This is a genomic window from Hymenobacter sp. AT01-02, assembly GCF_000961955.2.
Taxonomy (GTDB): Bacteria; Bacteroidota; Bacteroidia; order Cytophagales; family Hymenobacteraceae; genus Hymenobacter; species Hymenobacter mucosus.
The window spans coordinates 1-20,581 of record NZ_JZIR02000012.1 but is presented as its reverse complement, the minus strand read 5'-3'; the positions used below and the strand labels follow the sequence as shown (position 1 = coordinate 20,581).

Annotated in this window: 13 protein-coding genes and 1 pseudogene; 4 read left to right on the top strand and 10 right to left on the bottom strand. The window is 52.3% G+C overall.

Going from position 1 to position 20,581, the window contains the following annotated elements:
- The first annotated feature begins 40 nt into the window (after positions 1–40).
- The 3 genes from VI25_RS04520 to VI25_RS04510 are packed head-to-tail and all read left to right on the top strand — an operon-like array spanning position 41 to position 3,461.
- Positions 41–739 carry a heteromeric transposase endonuclease subunit TnsA gene (locus VI25_RS04520; protein ID WP_045689381.1) on the top strand — a complete coding sequence of 233 codons (699 nt, stop codon included), beginning with the start codon at positions 41–43 and terminating at the stop codon, positions 737–739.
- Positions 736–2,571 (top strand): helix-turn-helix domain-containing protein, encoded by a 1,836-nt coding sequence (locus VI25_RS04515; RefSeq protein ID WP_045689380.1) that lies wholly within the window; start codon positions 736–738, stop codon positions 2,569–2,571. Before VI25_RS04520 ends, VI25_RS04515 begins: the two co-directional genes overlap by 4 nt.
- Before the next feature lie 2 nt (positions 2,572–2,573).
- On the top strand, positions 2,574–3,461 hold the full coding sequence (locus VI25_RS04510; protein ID WP_052695360.1) for a TniB family NTP-binding protein: 888 nt from the start codon (positions 2,574–2,576) through the stop codon (positions 3,459–3,461).
- 121 nt (positions 3,462–3,582) lie between these two features.
- Here the strand turns inward: VI25_RS04510 and VI25_RS04505 are convergent, their stop codons facing one another.
- From VI25_RS04505 to VI25_RS04465, 9 genes are all read right to left on the bottom strand, one after another.
- On the bottom strand, positions 3,583–6,156 hold the full coding sequence (locus VI25_RS04505) for a P-loop NTPase fold protein (protein WP_055562307.1): 2,574 nt from the start codon (positions 6,154–6,156) through the stop codon (positions 3,583–3,585).
- A gap of 349 nt (positions 6,157–6,505) precedes the next feature.
- A complete protein-coding gene (gene avs2, locus VI25_RS04500; protein ID WP_045689378.1) occupies positions 6,506–11,167 on the bottom strand; it encodes an AVAST type 2 anti-phage system protein Avs2 in 4,662 nt (1,553 codons plus the stop codon).
- Between the two features lie 83 nt (positions 11,168–11,250).
- Positions 11,251–12,072, bottom strand: a complete 822-nt coding sequence (locus VI25_RS04495; protein ID WP_161806870.1) for a DUF2971 domain-containing protein — start codon at positions 12,070–12,072, stop codon at positions 11,251–11,253.
- Positions 12,073–12,167: 95 nt separating this feature from the next.
- Positions 12,168–12,611, bottom strand: a complete 444-nt coding sequence (locus tag VI25_RS04490) for a DUF6527 family protein (protein ID WP_045689376.1) — start codon at positions 12,609–12,611, stop codon at positions 12,168–12,170.
- Positions 12,608–13,798: a ThiF family adenylyltransferase gene (locus VI25_RS04485; RefSeq protein ID WP_045689375.1), complete on the bottom strand. Its 1,191-nt coding sequence runs from the start codon at positions 13,796–13,798 to the stop codon at positions 12,608–12,610. The genes VI25_RS04490 and VI25_RS04485 overlap by 4 nt, the downstream gene beginning before the upstream one ends.
- Positions 13,773–14,285, bottom strand: coding sequence for a multiubiquitin domain-containing protein (locus VI25_RS23925; protein WP_082455393.1), 513 nt, complete (start codon positions 14,283–14,285; stop codon positions 13,773–13,775). Before VI25_RS23925 ends, VI25_RS04485 begins: the two co-directional genes overlap by 26 nt.
- 144 nt (positions 14,286–14,429) lie before the next feature.
- Positions 14,430–14,684 carry a DUF2188 domain-containing protein gene (locus VI25_RS04475; protein ID WP_055562306.1) on the bottom strand — a complete coding sequence of 85 codons (255 nt, stop codon included), beginning with the start codon at positions 14,682–14,684 and terminating at the stop codon, positions 14,430–14,432.
- A gap of 314 nt (positions 14,685–14,998) precedes the next feature.
- On the bottom strand, positions 14,999–17,374 hold the full coding sequence (locus tag VI25_RS04470; RefSeq protein WP_045689373.1) for a S8 family peptidase: 2,376 nt from the start codon (positions 17,372–17,374) through the stop codon (positions 14,999–15,001).
- Between the two features lie 10 nt (positions 17,375–17,384).
- Positions 17,385–18,482, bottom strand: coding sequence for an AAA family ATPase (locus VI25_RS04465; protein ID WP_045689372.1), 1,098 nt, complete (start codon positions 18,480–18,482; stop codon positions 17,385–17,387).
- A 389-nt stretch (positions 18,483–18,871) separates the two neighbouring features.
- On the opposite strand from VI25_RS04465, the gene VI25_RS04455 reads away from it, so the two are divergent.
- Positions 18,872–19,993, top strand: a complete 1,122-nt coding sequence (locus VI25_RS04455; RefSeq protein ID WP_045689371.1) for a serine protease — start codon at positions 18,872–18,874, stop codon at positions 19,991–19,993.
- Positions 19,994–20,280: 287 nt separating this feature from the next.
- On the opposite strand, the pseudogene VI25_RS25590 reads toward VI25_RS04455, so the two are convergent.
- Positions 20,281–20,581 (bottom strand): annotated as a pseudogene (locus VI25_RS25590) (hypothetical protein); the annotation flags it as partial.

Sequence of the window (20,581 nt, the reverse complement as noted above, 5' to 3'; positions counted from 1 at the left end):
TGCTTTAAACATTTACACAACTTCTTGAGAACGTTTTGATATGCCTGTACGCAACATCCCTCTTCGTTATTCCTCTGTTGCCGGCGTTGTGCCTAGCAAGAAAATGAAGCGGTTACACGAATTCGAGTCTACGCTGGAGCGGGACTTGATTGCCTTATTAGAATTTGATCGGAATGTGCAGGCCTTCGAAGAGCAACCCGTGTGTATCGAGTTTCAGGATGAGACCGGGAAACTACGTTCCTACACGCCTGATATGCTTGTTCATTACCGTTCGGATCGGCCGCCTGGTATGTGGCTCAAACCCCGTTTGATCGAGGTGAAATATCGGTCTACTCTTTGGGCCGAATGGCCCACACTGCGCCCGAAATTTCGCGCCGCAGTTCGCTACGCAGCTATGCGCGGATGGGAATTTAAGATATTAACGGAAAAGGAAATCCGAACACAGTACTTGGAAAATGTTCGCTTTCTCAATCGCTACCGATGGGTCGAGGTCGAGCTAGGCTATGTTCATCGGTTGCAGGATTTGCTGGGCTTGTTGCCCAGCACGACACCGGCCGAACTCATCCAGCTTGCCGTGCGCGATGCCTATAAGCAGGCAGAATATTTATTTGTCCTCTGGCACATGGTCGCTTTGGGAATGGTCGGCATTGAGTTAACCCATACGTTGACGATGCAAACGCCTATTTGGTCACTTACCGGCCAAGTCCCTGCCTTCACACAACCGTTCCGTCGTTTATGAATCACTTTCCCATTACTGCTAGGTCGGTAGTGTCTTACGAGGGCCGTCAATATCACGTAAAGGCCCTGTTGGATATGCGGCGGCTATTGCTGGAGCGTATGGAAGACGATCATATTGTTGTCGCCGCGGTAGACGATGTGCTGCCGGTCTATGCCAATGACGCGAAAACACCCAGTTTCGAGCTCGCCACTGACGAACAATGGGCAACAGCGAATAACCGTTTTGCGCTGTTAAAGCCGATTCTGGACAAGCGAACGGACGGGGCACTGATTAAGCAAGTAGCGCGTGAACATAAGGTTAGTCCGAGTACGCTGTATCGTTGGTTGGAGCGCTACGAAGCCACCGGGCTCGTTGCCTCTCTCATGGACAAGCCGCGCAACGGTGGCCGAGGAAAACCTCGATTGGCCCCCGAGATAGACGCCATTGTACAACAGGCTATCAAGGAGGAATACCTGACGGAGCAGCGCAAGCCCCTAGCTAAAGTTCATCAACGGGTGGTGAGCCAGTGTCGTCGGGCAGGCCTGCAGGTGCCTCACCCCAATACAATTCGCAACCGTATTAGGCAGCTGACCGAGTACAACCGGCTACGCTATCGCTACGGGAAGGCCGTAGCCGACGATCAACTGGCTCCTCACAAAGGCAGTTTTCCCGGTGCTGATTTCCCACTGGCCTTTGTGCAGATCGACCACACGAAGCTGGATATCGAGCTAGTGGATGAAATCCAGCGTTTGCCTGTCGGCAGGCCTTGGATTACCATGGCCATCGACGTGTTCAGTCGTATGGTGGTGGGCTTCTATGTTTCCTTTGATCCGCCAGGTGCAATGGGTACGGGCATGTGTATCGCTAACGCTATACTGCCCAAGGAACAGATTCTGGCATTGCATGATTTGGGCGGCGAGTGGCCCTGTTGGGGGGTAATGCGCACGCTGCACTTGGACAATGCCCGCGAATTTCACGGCACGATGTTGAAGCGCGCCTGCGAGCAATACGGGATTGAGCTAAACTGGCGACCCGTTGCCACGCCGAGGTACGGGGGGCACATCGAGCGGTATTTGGGTACTGTCCTGGAAGAAATCCATACCCTGCCGGGCACCACCTTCTCCTCCGTTGCCGAACGGGGCGACTACGAGTCCGAGGAGAAAGCGGCTTTGACGCTTCGCGAGTTGGAAAAGTGGCTGCTAACGTTCATCACGGATGTGTATCACAAACGTGAGCACAGTAGCCTCGGAATGGCACCACTCGAACGCTATAAGCAAGGGGTCTTCGGCACCGACACGACATCTGGCAGCGGCCTGCCATTCCGCTTCATGAGCGAAGAAAAGGTGCGCTTGGACTTTATGCCGTTTGAGGAGCGGACTGTACAGGAGTACGGGGTACTGATTGATCACATCTACTACTATCATGACGTCCTGCGGCGGTGGATAAAGACGACGGACAAGTACAAGCGGCGTCAGAAGTTGCTGTTCAAGCGGGACCCACGGGACGTGAGCATTGTCTATTTCTACGACCCAGAGCTGGAACAGTATTTTGCTATTCCATACCGTGATACGTCGCGCCCTCCGATGAGCATCTGGGAGCACCGGGAAGCTGTTCGGCGGGTGCGCGCGCAGAACATTCCGGTAGATGAAGAACACATCTTCGCCGCTTACGAGGCAATGCGGCATATCGAAGAGCAAGCCGTGAAGCAAACGAAGGAGGTGCGGCGCCGCAACCAACGGCAGCCCGTACACGCTTCTCGGTTAGCTTTCCTGGCCACAGAAAAAGAGCCGGTGACACAAGAATCACTACCCGCTGTTCAACCCCGTCACTATACGCCTTTCGGAGACCTCTAATTATGGAACACCTGCATGTAGATTTACACGGATTGGTTCAAGAAGTGGCTACCAAACGTATACATAATCTAGCCGTTAGCCCTGTCATCGGCTATCCACTTGCCAAGAAAGCAATGGACCGGATGGAAGATTTATTAGTGCATCCTCCGACCCACCGTATGCCTAACCTGCTGTTGGTCGGCAATACGAACAACGGAAAGACGGTGATTGCGCATCGATTTCTGCAGCAACACCAAGCGTACTCATTGCCAGATGAGGATTTTGTGCGAGTGCCGGTTGTCATGATACAGGCTCCCCCAATGCCGGATGAAAAACGGTTTTACAATGGGATTCTAGAGCGCTTGGCCTCGCCCTACAAAATCAACGATAAAATTGATCGGAAGCAATATCAAGTGCTGCAGTTGCTGTCTACTGTACAAGCACGAATGCTCATCATCGATGAGATCCACCATGTGTTAGCCGGTAACCTGACCAAGCAACGTGGATTTTTAAACGTAATCAAATACCTATCTAACGAGCTGCAGATACCAATCGTCGCCATTGGTACCAAAGATGCTTTCCGGGCTATCCACACCGACCCCCAGCTAGCCAACCGGTTTGAGCCTCATTTGCTACCCCGTTGGCGGGATGGGGAAGATTACCGGCGGCTGCTATCAAGCTTCGAATACAAGCTGCCTCTTAAAAAACCGTCGTTCCTGGAAAGCGACGAATTGAGCTTGAAGATATTGGCCATGAGCGAGGGTGCGATAGGTGAAATTTCAGCGCTGCTCCGCTTGGCTGCTATCCAGGCTATTAGAAACGGGCAGGAGTGCATCACCAGTCGGTTACTAGATAAGCTCGATTGGTTGGCGCCTTCGCAACGTAAAGCTCAAGGAAACAAGCTGGTATAATGATATGAAATGAGATAGGTGTTATCTGTAAGTGACTATGATTCTAAGCAAATCCGTACGCAAGTAAGAAACGCAACCTCCTTGATTGTGACCTTGGATACATAGCACGGCTTGGGTAATTCTAGGCCGGCGCTACGGTTGTTCTGATAAATTCTCTATAACCAGAGTCCTTGTACAACTGGTATTCTGCTTGTACTTGGCGAGCCTGCTCTGAATCAGGTAGGCTAGCAATGAAGCCGTCTACAGCTGGCCAAGAGCCAAAAATCTGCATCAAAAAGGGTTGAAAAGTCAAGTGTTTTTCCTGTGGCGGTCGGCCAGTAGGAACGATGAGGGCTTGTAGCGCGGTATCAGGATACGCCTGCAGCGCATGCTTCATCAACTCGTTGGCAGCTGGTAAGATGCAGATCATGTTGTTTCGATCAACCTTCTCTCCATTCCATCGATGGAGGCCAAAAGCGGTATAATCAACCTTCTTGTTCGCATCCAAATACCTGGACAGGTAATTCAACGTGAACTGATTCAATTCCGAATCCGAAAGGAAAAAACTTGTTGTAATACCCCTCCATGCGTCGGCCTTGATATTGTAAGCCAGATGAGCCTCATATAAATACGGGTCTTTGGCATTAGCGAACTGATGCCGAAAAAACTGTTTAAACGTCTCCACATCTTGTCTGTACAGATTTTCAATTATCTGCTTGCTGAGACTGTTTATCTCGCGCATCCATTCTATGACTGAGCGATCTAGTATGCTGCCAGCAGCTAATACTGCAGTTGCGACATTTTCAAAATCGGCCCGGTCGTTGAACTCCCGTACGTGAACGAGTACCTCGAAGGCTTCAGCCAACTGCTCTTTGCCTTGCCAGTGAATGAGTTTAGGCATAATGGCGGTCGCTGAACCAAGCCTCAGTTCTTCAAGTTCTGCCAAGGGCACATTGTCAAAGCTCCCCGCTGAGAAATAAACACTGAAAGAAGAAGGGCGTTGAATCGTCCGCTGCCCAGGAGGCAGATGGTCGTTGCCAAACAAATGCTGAATCAGTTTGTCCAAGAGCTCTTTATCATCCGTTTCAACAGGGTTCTGCTTGTAGAAAGCATCCAGTCCTTCTTCGTGTACTTTGATGATGCTCTCCGAGCGCCCAGCCATAATATCGAAGTCTGGTTTCACCACACGCATGGACTTGATAGCTTCGTAGAGGGCCGGGTGCTTAAATTTCAGCAGCGTCAGGTTTACCATTTCATCCAACTGGACTTCCTTAGCCAGCGGTAGAAAATCAAACGTGAATAAGTTAGTAAAGCGGATGGCAGCGCGCATGTTAGTGATTACCTCTGGGTAAAAACACACCTTCGGATCGTGCATATGCGCTGCGTAGTGCTGTTGGAACGTGTCGGCTGGCCTACTAGCCGTGTTGCCAATGAGCAAATCCTTCAATGCAGGGTGGTAGGGCCGAAGCTCTGTTGACTGCTGGATAATGTCCAGCGTACGCTGCGCTAGTTTGGTGGGATTAAACTGAGGCAATGGAATTTCCAGTTGCACAATCTTATCCAGGTACTGACTACTGTTGGCTTGGTTGGTGAGTTTGACTGCGTTGCTTACATACTGCTTGTCGTAGGCCAGCACGAAAATGGTGTTACCAAAGCTAGCCGTATTGCGCACCAACCGCAGGGTCTCTAATACTTCGTCTTTGTCCAGTCGATCGATATCATCTATGAAGATGATGATCTTCCTACGCAGACGTGCAATGACCTCGTTCACCTTCTTGAATTGTTCGGTCAAGGTGGGAGTATCCCAAAAAAACGAAGCCGCTTCCTTCACGGCCTTGGCGGCGGTGTTGTCGTACACGCTGGCTAAGCCGTTGGCGTAGGTACCGATTTCGCTGGCTAACTCCCCGCTGTAGTCCCCAAGACGCTCTTTGAGCGTAGCGAAAAAATCTTTGCGGATTGCTGCTGTGCTTTCTACCAACCAAGGGTTGAAATGGATAACAATAGCTTTAGTGTCGGTTAGCTCTGATTCTATGAGTTTGAGAAACGATGATTTGCCATCTCCCCATTTACCGAGCACCCCAATTGCAAACGATGCGTGCGTGGAGAGTGACGTGATCTGTTGCGCTACCCGGCGCGCCTCAGGCCGCCAATTCAGCGAATCGGCGGCAGTGCGCGTAAGTGGAACATCCTCCTGTAAGTAGCTGCCAGAGGGGCGGGGGGCGCTAGCGCCGATCCATATGCTGTATCCTGTTAGAACCACCCCACCTAGCAGCAGCAGCAAGACCGTATCAGCATACCGAAGCCGCTCAGTGCTATGAAACGTGTAGAAATTCCAGGTGTTTTCTGGGTCGAACCCGTTAAAGAACAAGGCAGCGGCGTAAAGCAGCCCCGGAACAAACAACACCATGCGCTGCCAAAAGGAGAGACGGTACCCGGCCCGCACTTTGGTGTAAAAGAAAAGAATGCTAGCTATAGCAAGCAGACTAGCGGCAACATCGGTAATGTGGCCGCGTGGAACTTGACTCAGGGCAGGAGCAACTACATACTGGTTGTATAAGCCTAGCAACTGCTTCCAGAGGACAAAAGCGACCAGCAGCACGCCAAACAAAAAAATATTTCGCTTGGAATATGTTTCGGGATCGATCAGCCGTAGGGCTGCTTTCCTGCAAGCCCCGCCGAAAGCGCGGACCTTGAGCCACAAGGAAGAAAAATGCATACTGCGAATGAAATGCTTTCTGAAACATGATCAAGCTAGTCAACACCGCCCTGGGCCCAAGTGGGTCTGCCTGAACAGAGGCGCCTGCTGCCGACGAGTGGGGGCAACAGGCTGAGTGTTATACTCATTATGCCACTATAATTGCTAACCGCTACACGCACTGCGTGACCTGTGCCCTGCCCGACCTCGGCGTCCATCTGGCTACATCGATGATGGCCCGCCTCACTGGCAAACTCTGGGACAACGCCTACCTCACCTGCGACTGCTGGACGCCACGCATTCAACTTGGGGCTCAGCTTTCCGAGCGTGTAGTACATGCGACCGCTGAGCCCCTTTTTATGCTTCCATCTTATTTGGTGTCGGATGATCTTATGGTATGTACTAGGACGTCATGATCTTGGTGATTACGCGTCGCTTTTTCCATGAAGCAGTTGAGAAACCCGACTGCACCCGTATCAGATAGCATATAAGCACCCGACAAATTCAAGCGCCCAAGGAAGCGTTCTCTTGAGTCGGGTCCGATTGATTGTTTTTCGCCGGTCACAACCCAGCACAAGCTTAAGTTTTCTCGGATCAAAAGGGCACGGATTAGATCTTCTCGCACCAGAAGGGCTGCCGGTCCGTCTTGGTGGACAGTTGGATCTGAAGAGGCCAGTTGGCCTGTTTCATCAATAAAGTCAGCGCCAATGCCGGTCCAACGCAGGCCCAACGAGTTTACTAACTCGGCACGCGGCATGTTCAAGGAAACCGTTTCGTCCAGCGAGCAATCGAACGTCCCTCTTTCGTTTACATAATCGAACGAGAATACTTGCACCTCAACGGGGCAGTCCCTACCTGGTTTTTGCCATGTCTCCCCGTTGTAGTAGGCCCGCTGGTAATACTGGGATGCTGTAGACCACCCGTGCTCCCCCAGGAACACCTCATACAGTTGAGCTGGTTTGGGCAAGTCCCTGCTTTGCAGATTGTCGGCCTCAGCCCATTGCATGAACGCCGGAGCGTCTGCTTGCTTCACCAGGTATGCTCTGACGGTATACCAGATCTGCCTTCTCTCCGTGTCGGTCGAGTCGAGATCGGGTGTAACGGGTTCGGTCCAGTTGAAAGAACCTTCTAAATTGAGCCACTTGACCCCTGTTTCTGGATGCTGTACAGTTAACAGCTTCTCGACAGCGGGCAGGTCTTGCCATTCTGCTAACCACTCCTTCGGTTTATCAGGAGCTCCCCAATACTGCTGGCGTTGCACAGCCCACCAGGCTGGCTTGTGCGAATACCAGAAGCTGGTTTTAGCAGTAGTCCGCAGCATGTTTGACGGATCTATATCCCGGGCTCCAGGTTGCCACGGGCCTTCGTAAGTGGTGCTCTTGTCTTCGTCGGAAGAATAACGTTCATAAAAATGATAGTTATCCGCAGTGTAGGCCATGATTTCGTGCAGGGCAATCCACTGATATTTCTTCCCAATTCGCTCGGACTTCCTCGCTTCCCTGCCACGGTAGCCAATAGTATGCTCGTCAAACACGCCAAAACGTTCCGGCGTCCACCCCAAATCCAGTACCCTTTTAACGATGTATCGTTTGGCTAGATCCTCATCAAATTGAGGGGCCTCTCGGCTTTCATAGTTGGCTTCAGGTTGGCCAACAATCGCTTCGAGCTGCTGCATGTGTTCCGGTGTGAACGCAGCCTCCAGGATTTGACTGGCTGCTTCATATGCTTGGTGTTCTTCACTTGTTAGGACGTCTAGTTGCGCCTGTAGCTTCTCAAGTTCCGGTGAGTTTTCGGAGAAGAAGGGCGCGAAATCGTCGTCACCTTGCTCCGCAAGCAGTTGCTGTAGTTGCAGTTGCTGTGCATTTTTCAATGCCGCTTCTGCCTTTTGAAACACAGCCCAAGCCTCTTGTTCAGACTCCGAGAGGGTTAATGCCAACTCCGTAAGTAGCTGCCGTTGATCTTTGGGTTGCTTCCATATGGGTTCTCTCAACGGTACACTTAGCCAATCATCGAGGTTTGGATCAATTACATAGCGACCAAAATCATCCGCCATAACGGAGTCTCTGATGCGATCTAGTGCCCAGGATCCGTCGTTGTCTTGCCGTCTGGCAGCATGGTCAGGAAACAGTTGTGCTACCTCCGCTTCGGTTGGTATAACGGGCCAACTACTATTGAAAGGTGGTCGAATTCGTGCGAGATCGAAAGCGTGTGTTGCGCCTAAGTAGATGGCCCATTCAATTATCCCGCGCGCGTAATCGCGCAGCAAAATGTGTACGGGTGGTGCTTGAAGAGCAAAAACGCAGTCGAACACGCGAACGGCCAGCTGTTCAACCGCTGCGACGTCATAACTGCGCATAGAAGCGCCGTACGCTGCTGCGTACACCCGTTCGACCACGTAGGGATCATCTACATCACCAAAGCGCTCGACAAGCTTACAAGCAGCCTCCAATCGGCCAGTAAGAAGGTTTGCCAATCCTTTCGTGGCCCGATCGCGCAGGAATCGGTTCGAAGACGTGAAAAGCCACGCCAAGGTAATAGAGCACAGTTCCACCGCTTGCGGATCAAGGGGGGTGGTGACTTCTACGCCCCAGGACCAATCCACTAGTCGATCAACAGCACTTTGTGTATCCCATAAATCGTGTAAGAGGATGCTCCACCAAGCATCGCGCTCTGCCATGCCATCCTCTCGCAGTCGTTGATCCAGAAATTCTGCATTGAATGGGTGGTCAGGTAAGCTGGCCACAGTGAGGATGGCCTCAAGAGTCTGCTCTAACCTACCATCCGTTTCATCGAATGCTCGGAGAGCCTGCCGAGTAGCGGGAGAGAAGGCCGTTGTTTTTCGCCAAATGATGCTCTGCCGAAAAGCATGGCCGTTCCAGTGCGTCAAGACTTCGGGCGCTAGTTCGGACAGTTCCCGTCCGGTACGTTCGGGCACTTGGATGAATAAGGCTTCTACCGTGCCTTCGTGAAACCGTTTGGTGGTATCGTAGAGGACAGCCAGGGGCGTGCCTGCTTTAAAGGACTCTGCGGGATTGGTTGCATCTAGGTACTGGTTTAGTAGGACGTTCGTGAACAGATGGTCCGCCAAACGTTCGTAAGAGATAAACACGACCTCTTCATGTTCACTTTCGCCGGTCCAGCGCGACGCTTCTTCCGTTAATACGCCTTCGGTTACCAACCCGTGATAAAGTGATTGGGTATGGCTACGCCCGGGCAACAACTTATCAACGACGCTGGTAGCTGCAGAGAGCGGCAGCCAGCGCTCATCGGTGTGAGCTGTTTCTTCAGCAAATACTTCCAGGGCTTTTCGCACTAGATTTTGCCTAGGGTGGTAGTCCAATCTTGTTGCTAGGACTTCGTTCACCCCGTCCAAGTATAGATTGAAAGCTGCCGTAATTCCATGAAAGCCCCGGGGCAATCGCCGCTGGTTTTTTAGTTTCAACCCCTTGCATAACGTTTTTAGAAACAATGGATTGCGGAACTCCGGTGCAAGCAGTGGTGTCGAAGGCAGTTCTAAGCCGTAGTGAATAAAAAAACTTTTGGTAGCGTCGTATTCGAGGCCCGTAAAGCCTTGATGGTCTACGTAATGCGCTTGAGCGCGTACATCAGCAGGTACCAGATATCCTTCATATGAGGAGCGCACCGAGAACACGACACCTAGCCAAGGCGAGCGCGTTGCTTGTGTCAGGAATGAAGCAATGTTGTTTGGCCAAATAGAGCGACCATTTCCTTCGTTAATTGCGTCAACAAGCAATAAGAGTCTACTGTCTGCAACCTGTGCAGCTGATTCCAGTGCTCCAATTGCTTCCTCTACGCTAATGGTAGCGAGGTCCAACTGTTGCAGCGCCTGCATCCAGGGGTCGTTGGTCCCAATAAAGCGCTGTCCCATGAGCAGCACAGTGGGCCGCCCCTCACTGATTCGGTGTGCAGCAATATCACACAGCAGATGAGTTTTTCCGCACCCGGCTTGACCAGTCATGATCAGCAACTGGGTATTCGCTATGGCAGTTGCCTGCTGGAAGCTGCTCCGTGCTTTTCTCAAGGACGTATTGAGCCGGTAGATGCCATTGCGCAGGTCTTGATAAGGCTCAGTGCTTGTGGGCCGATTCTTTTTTTGCTTCGCGGAGGGGATTGGCTCAAACTCCTTTTTAAGAAGCAATTCTTCGATCGCCTTCGTCAGCCGAATAGCTGATGAAAGCTGTTCAACAAGTGGGGCGTAAAGCAACTCTCCAACAGGCTGCTCCGGGATTCTACCAATGTTAGGTAAGATGTCTTGGATTAGTTGGGCGAGCTCAGTGTATGCTTCACCAATAGGCTTATTTTTTAATACTTCTTGATTTGGGTACAGTCGCCGAAAATGCTCACGTATATCCTTAGCCAAAGCCTTGAGACCGTCAAAGAATTTTGAAGTGCGGCCAAAAGCTTCATATTCCTCAGCTATTGGCAAGCTTAGGTTTAGCTCTGCTGTATAACGGGCCCCCGCCGTTTGCAGCGCTTCCTTCAGCCGCGCCGTAAACCATTCTTGGTCGAATGCTTGAGTATCAAACCAAAAGCGTACCCGGCCTAAGTGAGCAGGCCGAGCTAATTGGTCTAAAATTTCCGATTCACCCCAGTAGATGAACTCAACTTGCATACCCTTTCCTGCTGCCCAACCCTGCCATTTGCTGACATGCCTGGCCCAAGCTTCCATGGCTGATTGCTTACCTGAAATTCGGCCATCGGGACGGTTGAGGGGTATGCAGATGACGTAGCGCACCAGATGAGGGTGCTTAACCAGCACAGTTTCTACTGATTCATCTAGTTGTTGCCACTGAGAAGGGCCAAATGAATCAAAATACTTGGACTGCCATCCCCATTCACTCCCATCTTCCAAGACGGCATAACACTCTACACCAGCGTCGGGTGTGCCTTTCCGCTCAAAACGTGAATTGGCGGGCCGATCAAAGCGCGCCAACTGTGCACACAACTCCTCAAACCCTTCTGCACGTTTGCCATTGAGTGGACGGATGGCATTAAGATCAATGTTTATCATATTCCTGGTGTTAGGAGTGCACAGCTAGCAATTTCGTGGTGTGGTACACAACATGCTATAATCGGGTTGGGTAGCAATAAATATCAGTACTGACCAAACTCTAGTGAAAACGAACGGGTGCTAAGGCGGGCTTGCTGCAGTCGTACATGGCCGTAGTCTGGGTCTGCTTCGAGCAAGTCGACCAAAGCATCCACTGGGTCTTCGGCAGCCTTGGCTCCAATGATGATTTCCACTAACCCTGATTTAGCGAATGCCTTTCCACCCGGCCCGGTACGGGTAAAGACTCGAAATTCTTCTTCATAGGCCCAGATATCCGCCTTCACCAATAAGGCTTTGCTGACGGATTGCTCATCAAGTCCTGACAGGACCGGGTAGTCCCGGCTGTAGGTGACCGGTTTCATGTCTAGGTAAGCAGCTGGATCGGCAAGCACATCGAACTTAAAGCAAACACCCCGGTGGGAGTCTGCATAATGAGCCCACATCAGTAAATTATCGCCGCGCGTTCCGTAACTGCAGACGCCGATGTTGGCTAGGGTTTCTCGCAACCAGACCTGTGCCCGAGCAACAGTAAACGGCGTCTGGCGGCGCAGATTATTAAAGCCGCGACGGCGATCTGCCCGCCTCATAGGCACCTGTTCGCGCGACTTTTCAATGAGTTTGGCTACGCTGCGCACAATGGTGGACGAGCGTCGCACATCCAGGGCTACCTGGCAGTCAAATGGATCGTTGAACGTCGTTGGCGATGGGTGCCACACCTGCGCCTTAGCCAATATACTGGCGGTATTCTCCAGCAGAGGCATTGAGGCTGTGTGTTCGTAAAGCGGACGGTACTTATACAAGTACCGCGGAAACTCGCCGGATGCCACGCGACTGGTGACATACTGCATGTCATCATGAAGAGACATATATAACGTTAGGTTAATAGGAGAATGCAAAGCCGACTGCTTATTGACTAAGCAGCAGGTTTTGCGCACAGTATTCAGCATGGACTTCCTCCTGCTTACTCAGAAGTAATCCATCGCCACAGCCTACGCCAGAATCCAGATGTTTCCACCACTGGCTCCGGAGTTTGTTGTTGAGTTACATCCTCAGGCACATAGACTCTGGACAGTCGCTCTTTCTTCGCGATTCGATCCTGTTCTCTGCCCTCAGCAATTTCTTCCTGAGACCATTGGCCGGCCCAGGTAATCTTGCCATGTTTGATCCAGTAATGCGAGCGGCAGGGGAAGCTCCAATTGCCGATCGATGGAGTCAGTGAAATGCTTTCGCCATCGTAAAAAAGTTTCCAATCTGTCGGCGTCAGTGGCGTAACCACCTTGTTGCCGCAACCACAGCAACATAAATGCGCTGCTGTGGCGTAGGGCATGGACACGTAGAGCACACCCTGTTCCAGCACCTGGGGAACGAACTCTACAAAGTCATGGTGCAAGACAGCGTGCTTCATCCTAGCTGGTCTTCGTTTTGCAGGATGTTCCCATCAATGGTGTAGGTGCTGTGGAACTCACGTTCCAGATCCAGGTAGAATCCAGCCTGTTTCTTCCACTTGACTACCGCCAAGGCTGCATTGAGCGCATTGAGATCCGCAATCTGGATGTTCTGCTGATACTCGTTCCCGCCATCAGCGTCGCCAAACGAGATGCGCTGACCTGCGTACACGTGGGTCCGTTGTTGCGCAGTACTCGTCGTTACCCGGACGATTCCCCCCAGTGCGTTGGCCTGCACATTGTGGTACACGCCCATGCCAACATCGACGAACGGAATGCCTGCAGTTTCCAGGTGCTGCACGATCACCTGCTTTGCGCTGCCCTTGTCTAGGCAGAGAAACACGAAGCTCATCTCCCCCAACTGCCCCAGATTGGTTCCCGTCACATATTCCCGATGCGGAATGATGTGTCGGTGCATATGCGAGTAAAGCTCTGCGAAGTAGGTCACCTTGTCGGGCTTCGCCTGCAGCGCCGCCAGCGACGCTGCGCCAGGAGAACGAAAGGCATTATGCTGAGAGAAAACGTCTCCATCGAACAGGTGAATTTCCCCGACAGGCGTCTTGGCGACTAAGTCCAAGACGTAGGCGCCGGTGCCTCCCAGCCCCACAATCGCAATGCGGCCACCCGCTAGCTTATCCGACACGGTGGAGATGCGAGCACGACTGGAAGCCGTGTCGATGTAATGAAACACCGATTCGCGCTCCTGCGCTTCAATGGGTGGGAAGGTGCAGGCCGTAGCGGTAGGATCAAGTGCCTCCGCCGGACCCGCAATCAACCGGACGTAGGTGGTCATCTTCTCATAGTAGTCCGGATAGCCTGCAGCAGGCTTGCTAGACAACATATGATTGACAAACAGCCCGACAGCTAGTTGTGTCCCCATATTCGGGTGCATAATCTTCGTCAGCGGCTCACCTTCTCGGCTACAGGGCTGCTCGCCCATAAAATGCGCCACGTGATCTGTGGGGCGGGTGGTCACGTTTCCGGCCAGAGTCAGTGCCGTGACAATGGTGCCACGCGCGATGGTCTTTGCCGAGGTGACGTAGGGCACATCCCGGATGAGCAGGTGACCCTCAACCACCGCAACATGATACCCCTCGTCGCGCAAGCGCTGGAGGTCGGGACTACGACTTATCAGTTGCTGTTGCATTGAAAATCATTCCGTCTTTAACCTTAACAACGTCTCCTTCTACTAAGCTGCCTTCCGGCTTATTGCCGTGGCCCCTGCGGTAAGTAAGCGTGTAGCTCACATTCGGGCCACTAGCCAGTCCTGCCAAGGCAATGATCTCGCGGAAGGCCATCTCGTCCTTCGCTACCATGTGCGGCGTGCCGTTGATGATGATAGTGACGTCTTTAGGTCCTCCATTCCCGTTGTTGCCACCATTGGGGTTGCCATTACTAGGGTTGCCACCTGAGTTACCGTTCCCCGTGCCTCCGGTGCCCGGATTATTAGAACCTGAGTTGCCGTTGCCAGAATTACCTGCATTACCGTTTCCTTGGTTTGCACCAGGGTTACCGTTCGCGCCTCCGTTGCTAGGCCCGCCGTTGTTAGCATGTCCATTCCCGTTGTTACTGGTACTAGGGGTATTGTTTTTGGTTTCGTGCTCTTTAGTCGAGCTGTTATTGGACTTGTCCATGTTACTGAAAACTGGTTCTAGGTGTGTGAATGGGACGGGCGCAGAGAGGCGCGGGCCAATCTGGTTTTGCTGAAAAACTGCATGAGCAGTCCCGTTCTCCTTTCACCAAGCGGCAAAAGGCAGCAAGTGGCCCGCGCTTCGCCTTTAAGGCAAAGCGCAGGTGAGCAAGAAATTAAGATCAGCCTTGCTGGATTCCGGGTCGTAGCCGTAGCTATTCCGTTCCCGGATCTGGCCATTGCGGCCATGGATGAGCAGTTCGCTTCCCCGGTTGATGGCCATTTCACGGCCGATAGCGGCGGCGGCGGCTTGGGTAGGGGCAATGACGGCCGCGCGCTCGGCGCCGGCAGAGATGACGGCCCAGCCGTTCGGGCGGGGCGTGATATGCAGATTCTTTCCCACGAGGTTGTCTGTGTGAGTAGGGTTCGCTCTTATCGGAAGAGCACACCGAGCCAGACAACGGTCCACGAAGTTGGTGCGTACAAAAAAGTAGCTACTTTCGCGGACTGAATTGTCCATGAAGGGGCAGTGTTACGGATGGCAAATCCAGTAACGCCGGACAGGCAGCAAGGCGCGAGGGTCCAATTCGTACTTGCTGGCACTGATTTCTGTAGGCCAGCCGTCACATCCCGTGGCGGCTGGCTCGTTTTATGGTGGGGTCGTCAGCACGAACTACGTGGTAGAGGGTGAATGGAAGTGATCTATTTGCCAGCTATTTATGCTTGGCTGCCATCCGGTGCGTTGCGCAGTTGCACGGGCACCTGATTGCGCAATTGAATGTTGTTGTGCTGGAAGTTGCTGGCCGTTAAATGACGCGTTACTGAGCTATACACATCATATTGCTGGCGTGGGTCGCGGATGGTGATGGCAATGCAGAATTCTTGGCTTAATTCTTCGCCCGTTTGCCGAGCCGCGCTTTCAGCTGCCTGGGCGAACAACCCTTCCACCTTTAAGAACCATTTCTTGGGTGCAACCAAGCCTGCCTTTTTGCTCTTGCGCAGCTCATCCAGGTTGATAGCGAACTTTTTGACCGGGTGATACTTGCCTTCGTACTTGCGCAGTTGCCGCTCACGCGTGAACGGCGATGCGAGGTACTTTTTACCGGTGAGCGCCCCGTAAGAATCGGGCAGAAGTAGGTTATGGCCGTTCTCCTTTTGGTAGGGATTCAGCGGCCGCTTCCGTTTGGAGGTAGACAGGATAATCCGGTCGTACGTGCCCAGGGCAACTTTAAGGTCCGACTGGCAATACTCTACGCCCTGCGTACCGTCCAATCGTGTGGCGCCTACCATGGTTAGAATAACCTCGCCGTAGTAGTGCCCGTTGTCGATCAATTCTTCTGGAAACGGAAAGTCCCACATTTCCAGATAACCACCCTTGATCAGCTTGTCGCGCAGAATAATGGTGATCTCGTGCTGATTAGTATACAGAATCTGCTCCACGCTTCCAGGGCGGCCATATCCGAGCTCTTTAAGACGGACAATTGGGTCAAGGGCTAACCCGGCTGGATAACTGGCTGAGTGCACCACTAACGTTTTGAGCAACAACGGGTCGAAGCCGTCTGCCATGCGTTGATTGAGCCCGCCCAATAGAGCCGTAATACGAGGCGTGGAAAAGCTAGTACCAGATAGCTGGATAATGCCGCCAGCCAGGGAAAAGGCATTTACCCCCGTGTACGAAGCCTTCTGCCCGTTGCGCGGAGCGCCGGAATTGCCTCCATAATGGGCAATGTCGGGCTTGGCTAAATTGTTTGGACCAAAGCCGGAGCGCGAAAAGGGGGATGGCCAGTCTGCGTCAACGTCATCGTCCGGGCCGCGGTCGTGCGCCATGCTCGCTACTACCAGGCTCCGAACCGAGTCTGCCGCACGGGCAATGCGGGCTTTGGGCATGAACTGCTCGAAGTTTCGGCAGTTGCCTGCCGACTTGCTGATCAGGACCTGATATCGGTCCTGAATAGCGTCGAGCGCTTTACCGAAATCAGAAAAGTCTTGCTCAGGGCAGGACATGTCACCGCCTCCCGAAAGATTCCAGATTTTAACGTCAGGAAACCGTGATACGGCTTCCTGAATTCGTTTGATAAGCTCGCCCTCTGTCAGCGCCTTGCCGCGTCGAGGAAAAACGGTGGCGTCAAGCAACTTGTAAGCGCCGTGCCCTACCCACTGCTTGCCCTGCAGTTCGTCGCCGTACAGCACAATGCTCGCCACTCCAGTGCCGTGAGCCCGATCCAGATCTTCGGGGGCTACGGCCACGTAGCTGCGCGGATCTAGCCATTCCCGCAAATGGTCAATGGGCTCAATACCGGAATCCAGTATGCCGATGGTAGGGTACTCCTGACCAGTTACGGGCACTTTGACGGAAATTGCCGCCGCCGCATCTGCTTCATCCAACCCAACTCCATAGACTGGCGCGGGCGTAATGGAGAGTAGCGCCTCAAAGTCTTGCACCACCTGTAGGGCATCCACACTAGTCGGTTGCAGTTCGTATATGGTCAGTTCGACTGTGTACTTGATCTTTGAGAAAGAAACCTGTTGCTGACGCAGGGTCGCCTCAAACGAGGCTTCGATTTGCTCGTCCAAGTGGCGTTCCTGAAAGTGAATAAGCTTTACTTTCAGCACCGTTCCGGTTAAGTCTTGTGGCAGCTCGATGATTGGCTCAAAAGGAGCCAATTCATTGATAGCCGACATACCGACCTGAAATTCCTGCGGTTGCGCGACATTACGCGTAATGAATTCTAGGTGCTGCGCTGAATCAACCCGTACCAGAAGTTCGGACGGCTGCACAGAGCCAATAAAGTTGTATTCGGACTTGTTCCGGTTGAACAATTCTCCAACGGCTGCCCGGGGAGTTTTCGCAAGGGCCTGCGAACGCAGGGCTACCTTCATGACCGCTGGGATAAACGCTTTGTCCGCAGGGCGATTGGCAAAACCCGTCGCTGTTTCGGCCAAGGCTTGCTGAAACAGCTCGCTCTTAGCCGCTAGCTCTGCCGGACCTTCCACCCACTTAGGCAACTGCTTGTTGCCCATGCCTTCGGTGGCGCGCTGGTCATACTGGCCACGCTTGTAGAAAATCTTAATGGGTAAGTTCTGGTCCGGCATAGCAAATGAATTAAGCAGTATGAGTCAGATAATTACGAACCTGGCGCAGCGAAATATCGCAGATCTCCGCGATAAGTTTTTGGTTCACGTCATAGGTACTCAAGAACTTGATCAGTTCCTTAAAAGAGGTACTATTGTGGTTCTTGAAATGGTAATACTGGAGCAGCACATCGGCGTAGGTAACCTTTGGCCGCTTGGCCATGATGTTGTGGGCAATGGTGTTCTGGCAAATCGACTTGATGTCGGCGGCGCTGCTGCCAGCCATCAGTTGCACGATGTTGTCCCATTTCCGGGCGTCCTGAGTGAAATCCACGTAGCCGCGGCTAAGGTACAGCGCGAGTAACTGTCGAATTTCTTCCATGTCGGGTTTGCCGACCTCTACAATAGTGTTGAAACGCCGCCAGATGGCCTTGTCCAGCAAGTCCTGGTGGTTAGTGGCAGCAATCAAAATGCCCGATTTCACAAACTCATCCATGTTCTGCAGCAGGCTGTTTACCACACGCTTCAACTCACCTAACTCGTGCTGGTCGTCACGGGCCTTGGCGATGGCGTCAAACTCGTCGAGAAAGAGAATACAGGGCTGGCGGTTGGCGAAATCAAAGATTTGCCGGATGTTTTTAGACGTATTGCCCAGTAGGGAAGACACTAGCGAATCAAGCCGTGCTACCACTAATGGCAAGTCCAGGCGTTGCGCGATATAATGGGCCAATGTCGTCTTGCCGCACCCAGGAGGGCCATAGAGCAGCAGTGAAGACGTAAGGGTAATGCCGGCGGCTTGTAATTCATTGCGGTGCGCCAAACGCCCAATAAACACGTCGAGCTTGCTCTTCAGGGTGTCCGAGAAAATGAAAGGGATTTCGGCCTGCGCGCCCGGCATGATAAAATCGGCAATGCTCAGACGCGTCTCTTGATCAACGGGAGGCGTGATTACCTGGTCTAGGTAAACAAGCGGGCTGCGCTTGTTTTCGAGCAAGCGCATGATACGATCGGCAGACTTGCTGTCGCCATCCTTGGCGTAATTCTGCGCCAGCAACTTAGCGTAGCTAGCTACTTTTTGGGGGTCCTTGGAAAGGCCACCTTCTATGATCTTAAGCAGTTCCGCGTACATCGGGGCCTAGTAAACACTATGTGAGTAATTGTGTACGCAAATAACCGAAAAGCGTTTGTTATTTCCTAATATGCGTGTTCAATAACTCTGATTTCGTAATCATTATGATTAAAAGCGTATCCATAAAAATGATTTTCGTGCATAATAGGATGGGTGCAAACGACTATATAGATCCGCACGTTGGTGTCTTAGCCTGTTACATGGGCTGCACGGATAACTGGCTTACTACTTACAATCCAGTGTTCTCCCTACTGCTCTAGCACTGGTCGACACCCTTGCACTCTTAGATCATATTGGAAGCAGGTAGCTGTAGATGAGAACAGAGCTGTCGCTGCGCTTGAATCCTATCCCTAACTTGCGGAAGCCAGGTTCCACCATGGCTCATTATTATGAAACCAAAATCCTACGAGTACTTCTTCAGCAGTCCGAATCGCTTACTTATATTTCACGCGGTCGTCAATTATGCTACCGCTGAGGTAACCGATCCATCCCGTTTTGAGCGCATCAAGGCGATTGCGGCGGCAGGCCTTAGCCAGGAGCGGTTCAAGAATAAACGCTCCTTTCAGTACCCAAACGTCCCGTCCAAAGATCTATTCTATCAGTACTTCTTCAGCGAGAAACCGGATGGCTTTGATGGTGGATTGTCTGGAACCGTGGTCGACGCTGCATTCGATCTTCTGGTAGAGAAGTTTATCCTGACGGAGGATTTCACTCCCTTGGTATATGGACCAGTTCAGGACCAAGAGTACGTGTTTAACCGGGACTACACGCAAAACTTGCACCATCACGGCTTGTTGCTGAATGCGTTGCTCGGATTCCGCTATGTCGTTGATCGGTACAAAAACTCTGTCGTTAAGATTGAGGTGAAGAATGCCAACGGTGATTTCGGAATCGGCACCGGATGGTACATCGACATGAACAACTCAGATAATACGCTAGGATGCCGGTTGGTCGTGACGAACGATCATGTCTTGGCTAATGCAACGAGCTTTCGGATCCTAACCAAGGACGATGAACTCATTCCTCACCACGAAGTGGAACGGTTTCAAGATAGGCTAGGCGTTGACATTGCTATTGTGCGCGTTGACGCGCAGGCTGACGTACCGGACTTTACCTTGGGGGCGCAACCAGGTATCCTAGATGAGATCATCACCATCGGGTACCCTGCCATTCCGCGTACTCGCGATGCGTACCAAGTGGTGCACCGTGGCGAAGTGAATTCCGTGGTGCAGGAGTATTCAGGGCAAAACCTGTTAGTAATTTCTGCCCGTACTTCACCAGGGCACAGCGGGAGCCCTGTACTGGACGAACTGGGCACCGTCGTGGGCATAATTACGGAACTGCTCTACGAGAAAGCGGCTTTCTACGAACAAGGCATTTCGCCCTACTTTGCTTGCATACCCGCCAGCATTGTTCTGGAAACAATCCACCCAAACCGCTCTACGCTTACCCGGACTTATTTAGATTGGCCGCTCGCTGAACAAACAAATTCAGGGGTTCCGCTGGAGTAGTTACACAGAGCAACGTTAAGGCGAATGATCAGAGAAATACAGCAGTACTGGGAAGCCTTCAGTGAATTATATAAAGGCAGCGGTTAGTATATATTGGGCTTATGGCGTTGTCTTAAGTAGAGCGCCGAATCTGTTCAAACTTCGGGAAATAATACATCGCCCCTTGTCGCCACATTGCCTTCGCCTATTAATAAGGAGTAGAGCTATGCATTCTTACCAGTCATGGGTAGACCTCTGCAAAGGCTATTAATTCAAATTTTCTGTTCCTTCTTGCCTTTTAACTCACTTCATAAGGGCTTGTTGGTTGACTTATTGGGAAGCGCAGGTATCTTTTCATTGATCTGGCAGCCGGCAAAGCGCAGGATTTTGTAGAGGGTGCGGCGGGAGCCAATCTGAAAGTAGGTCATGAGCTGGCGGGTGGACTGTTGGCCGGCTTCGTAGAGTTCCTTGACAGCGGGCGCGATTTTCTGGTAACGCGGGGCCAAGCCCGGGGGCCGGCCGCCCTGCCGACCCGGGCGCGGGCGGCTTGCAGGCCGGCGTGGGTGCGTTGTACCAGCACGTTTCGCTCGTGTTCGGCTAAGGTCGCAG

What these genes read in the sequence shown, in the direction of transcription:
- VI25_RS04505 (WP_055562307.1), bottom strand. Translation starts at nt 6,156, where the DNA reads ATGCATTTTTCTTCCTTGTGGCTCAAGGTCCGCGCTTTCGGCGGGGCT.
- VI25_RS23925 (WP_082455393.1), bottom strand. Translation starts at nt 14,285, where the DNA reads ATGGACAAGTCCAATAACAGCTCGACTAAAGAGCACGAAACCAAAAAC.
- VI25_RS04495 (WP_161806870.1), bottom strand. Translation starts at nt 12,072, where the DNA reads ATGTCTCTTCATGATGACATGCAGTATGTCACCAGTCGCGTGGCATCC.
- VI25_RS04490 (WP_045689376.1), bottom strand. Translation starts at nt 12,611, where the DNA reads ATGAAGCACGCTGTCTTGCACCATGACTTTGTAGAGTTCGTTCCCCAG.
- VI25_RS04515 (WP_045689380.1), top strand. Translation starts at nt 736, where the DNA reads ATGAATCACTTTCCCATTACTGCTAGGTCGGTAGTGTCTTACGAGGGC.
- avs2 (WP_045689378.1), bottom strand. Translation starts at nt 11,167, where the DNA reads ATGATAAACATTGATCTTAATGCCATCCGTCCACTCAATGGCAAACGT.
- VI25_RS04465 (WP_045689372.1), bottom strand. Translation starts at nt 18,482, where the DNA reads ATGTACGCGGAACTGCTTAAGATCATAGAAGGTGGCCTTTCCAAGGAC.
- VI25_RS04520 (WP_045689381.1), top strand. Translation starts at nt 41, where the DNA reads ATGCCTGTACGCAACATCCCTCTTCGTTATTCCTCTGTTGCCGGCGTT.
- VI25_RS04510 (WP_052695360.1), top strand. Translation starts at nt 2,574, where the DNA reads ATGGAACACCTGCATGTAGATTTACACGGATTGGTTCAAGAAGTGGCT.
- VI25_RS04485 (WP_045689375.1), bottom strand. Translation starts at nt 13,798, where the DNA reads ATGCAACAGCAACTGATAAGTCGTAGTCCCGACCTCCAGCGCTTGCGC.
- VI25_RS04455 (WP_045689371.1), top strand. Translation starts at nt 18,872, where the DNA reads ATGAAACCAAAATCCTACGAGTACTTCTTCAGCAGTCCGAATCGCTTA.
- VI25_RS04470 (WP_045689373.1), bottom strand. Translation starts at nt 17,374, where the DNA reads ATGCCGGACCAGAACTTACCCATTAAGATTTTCTACAAGCGTGGCCAG.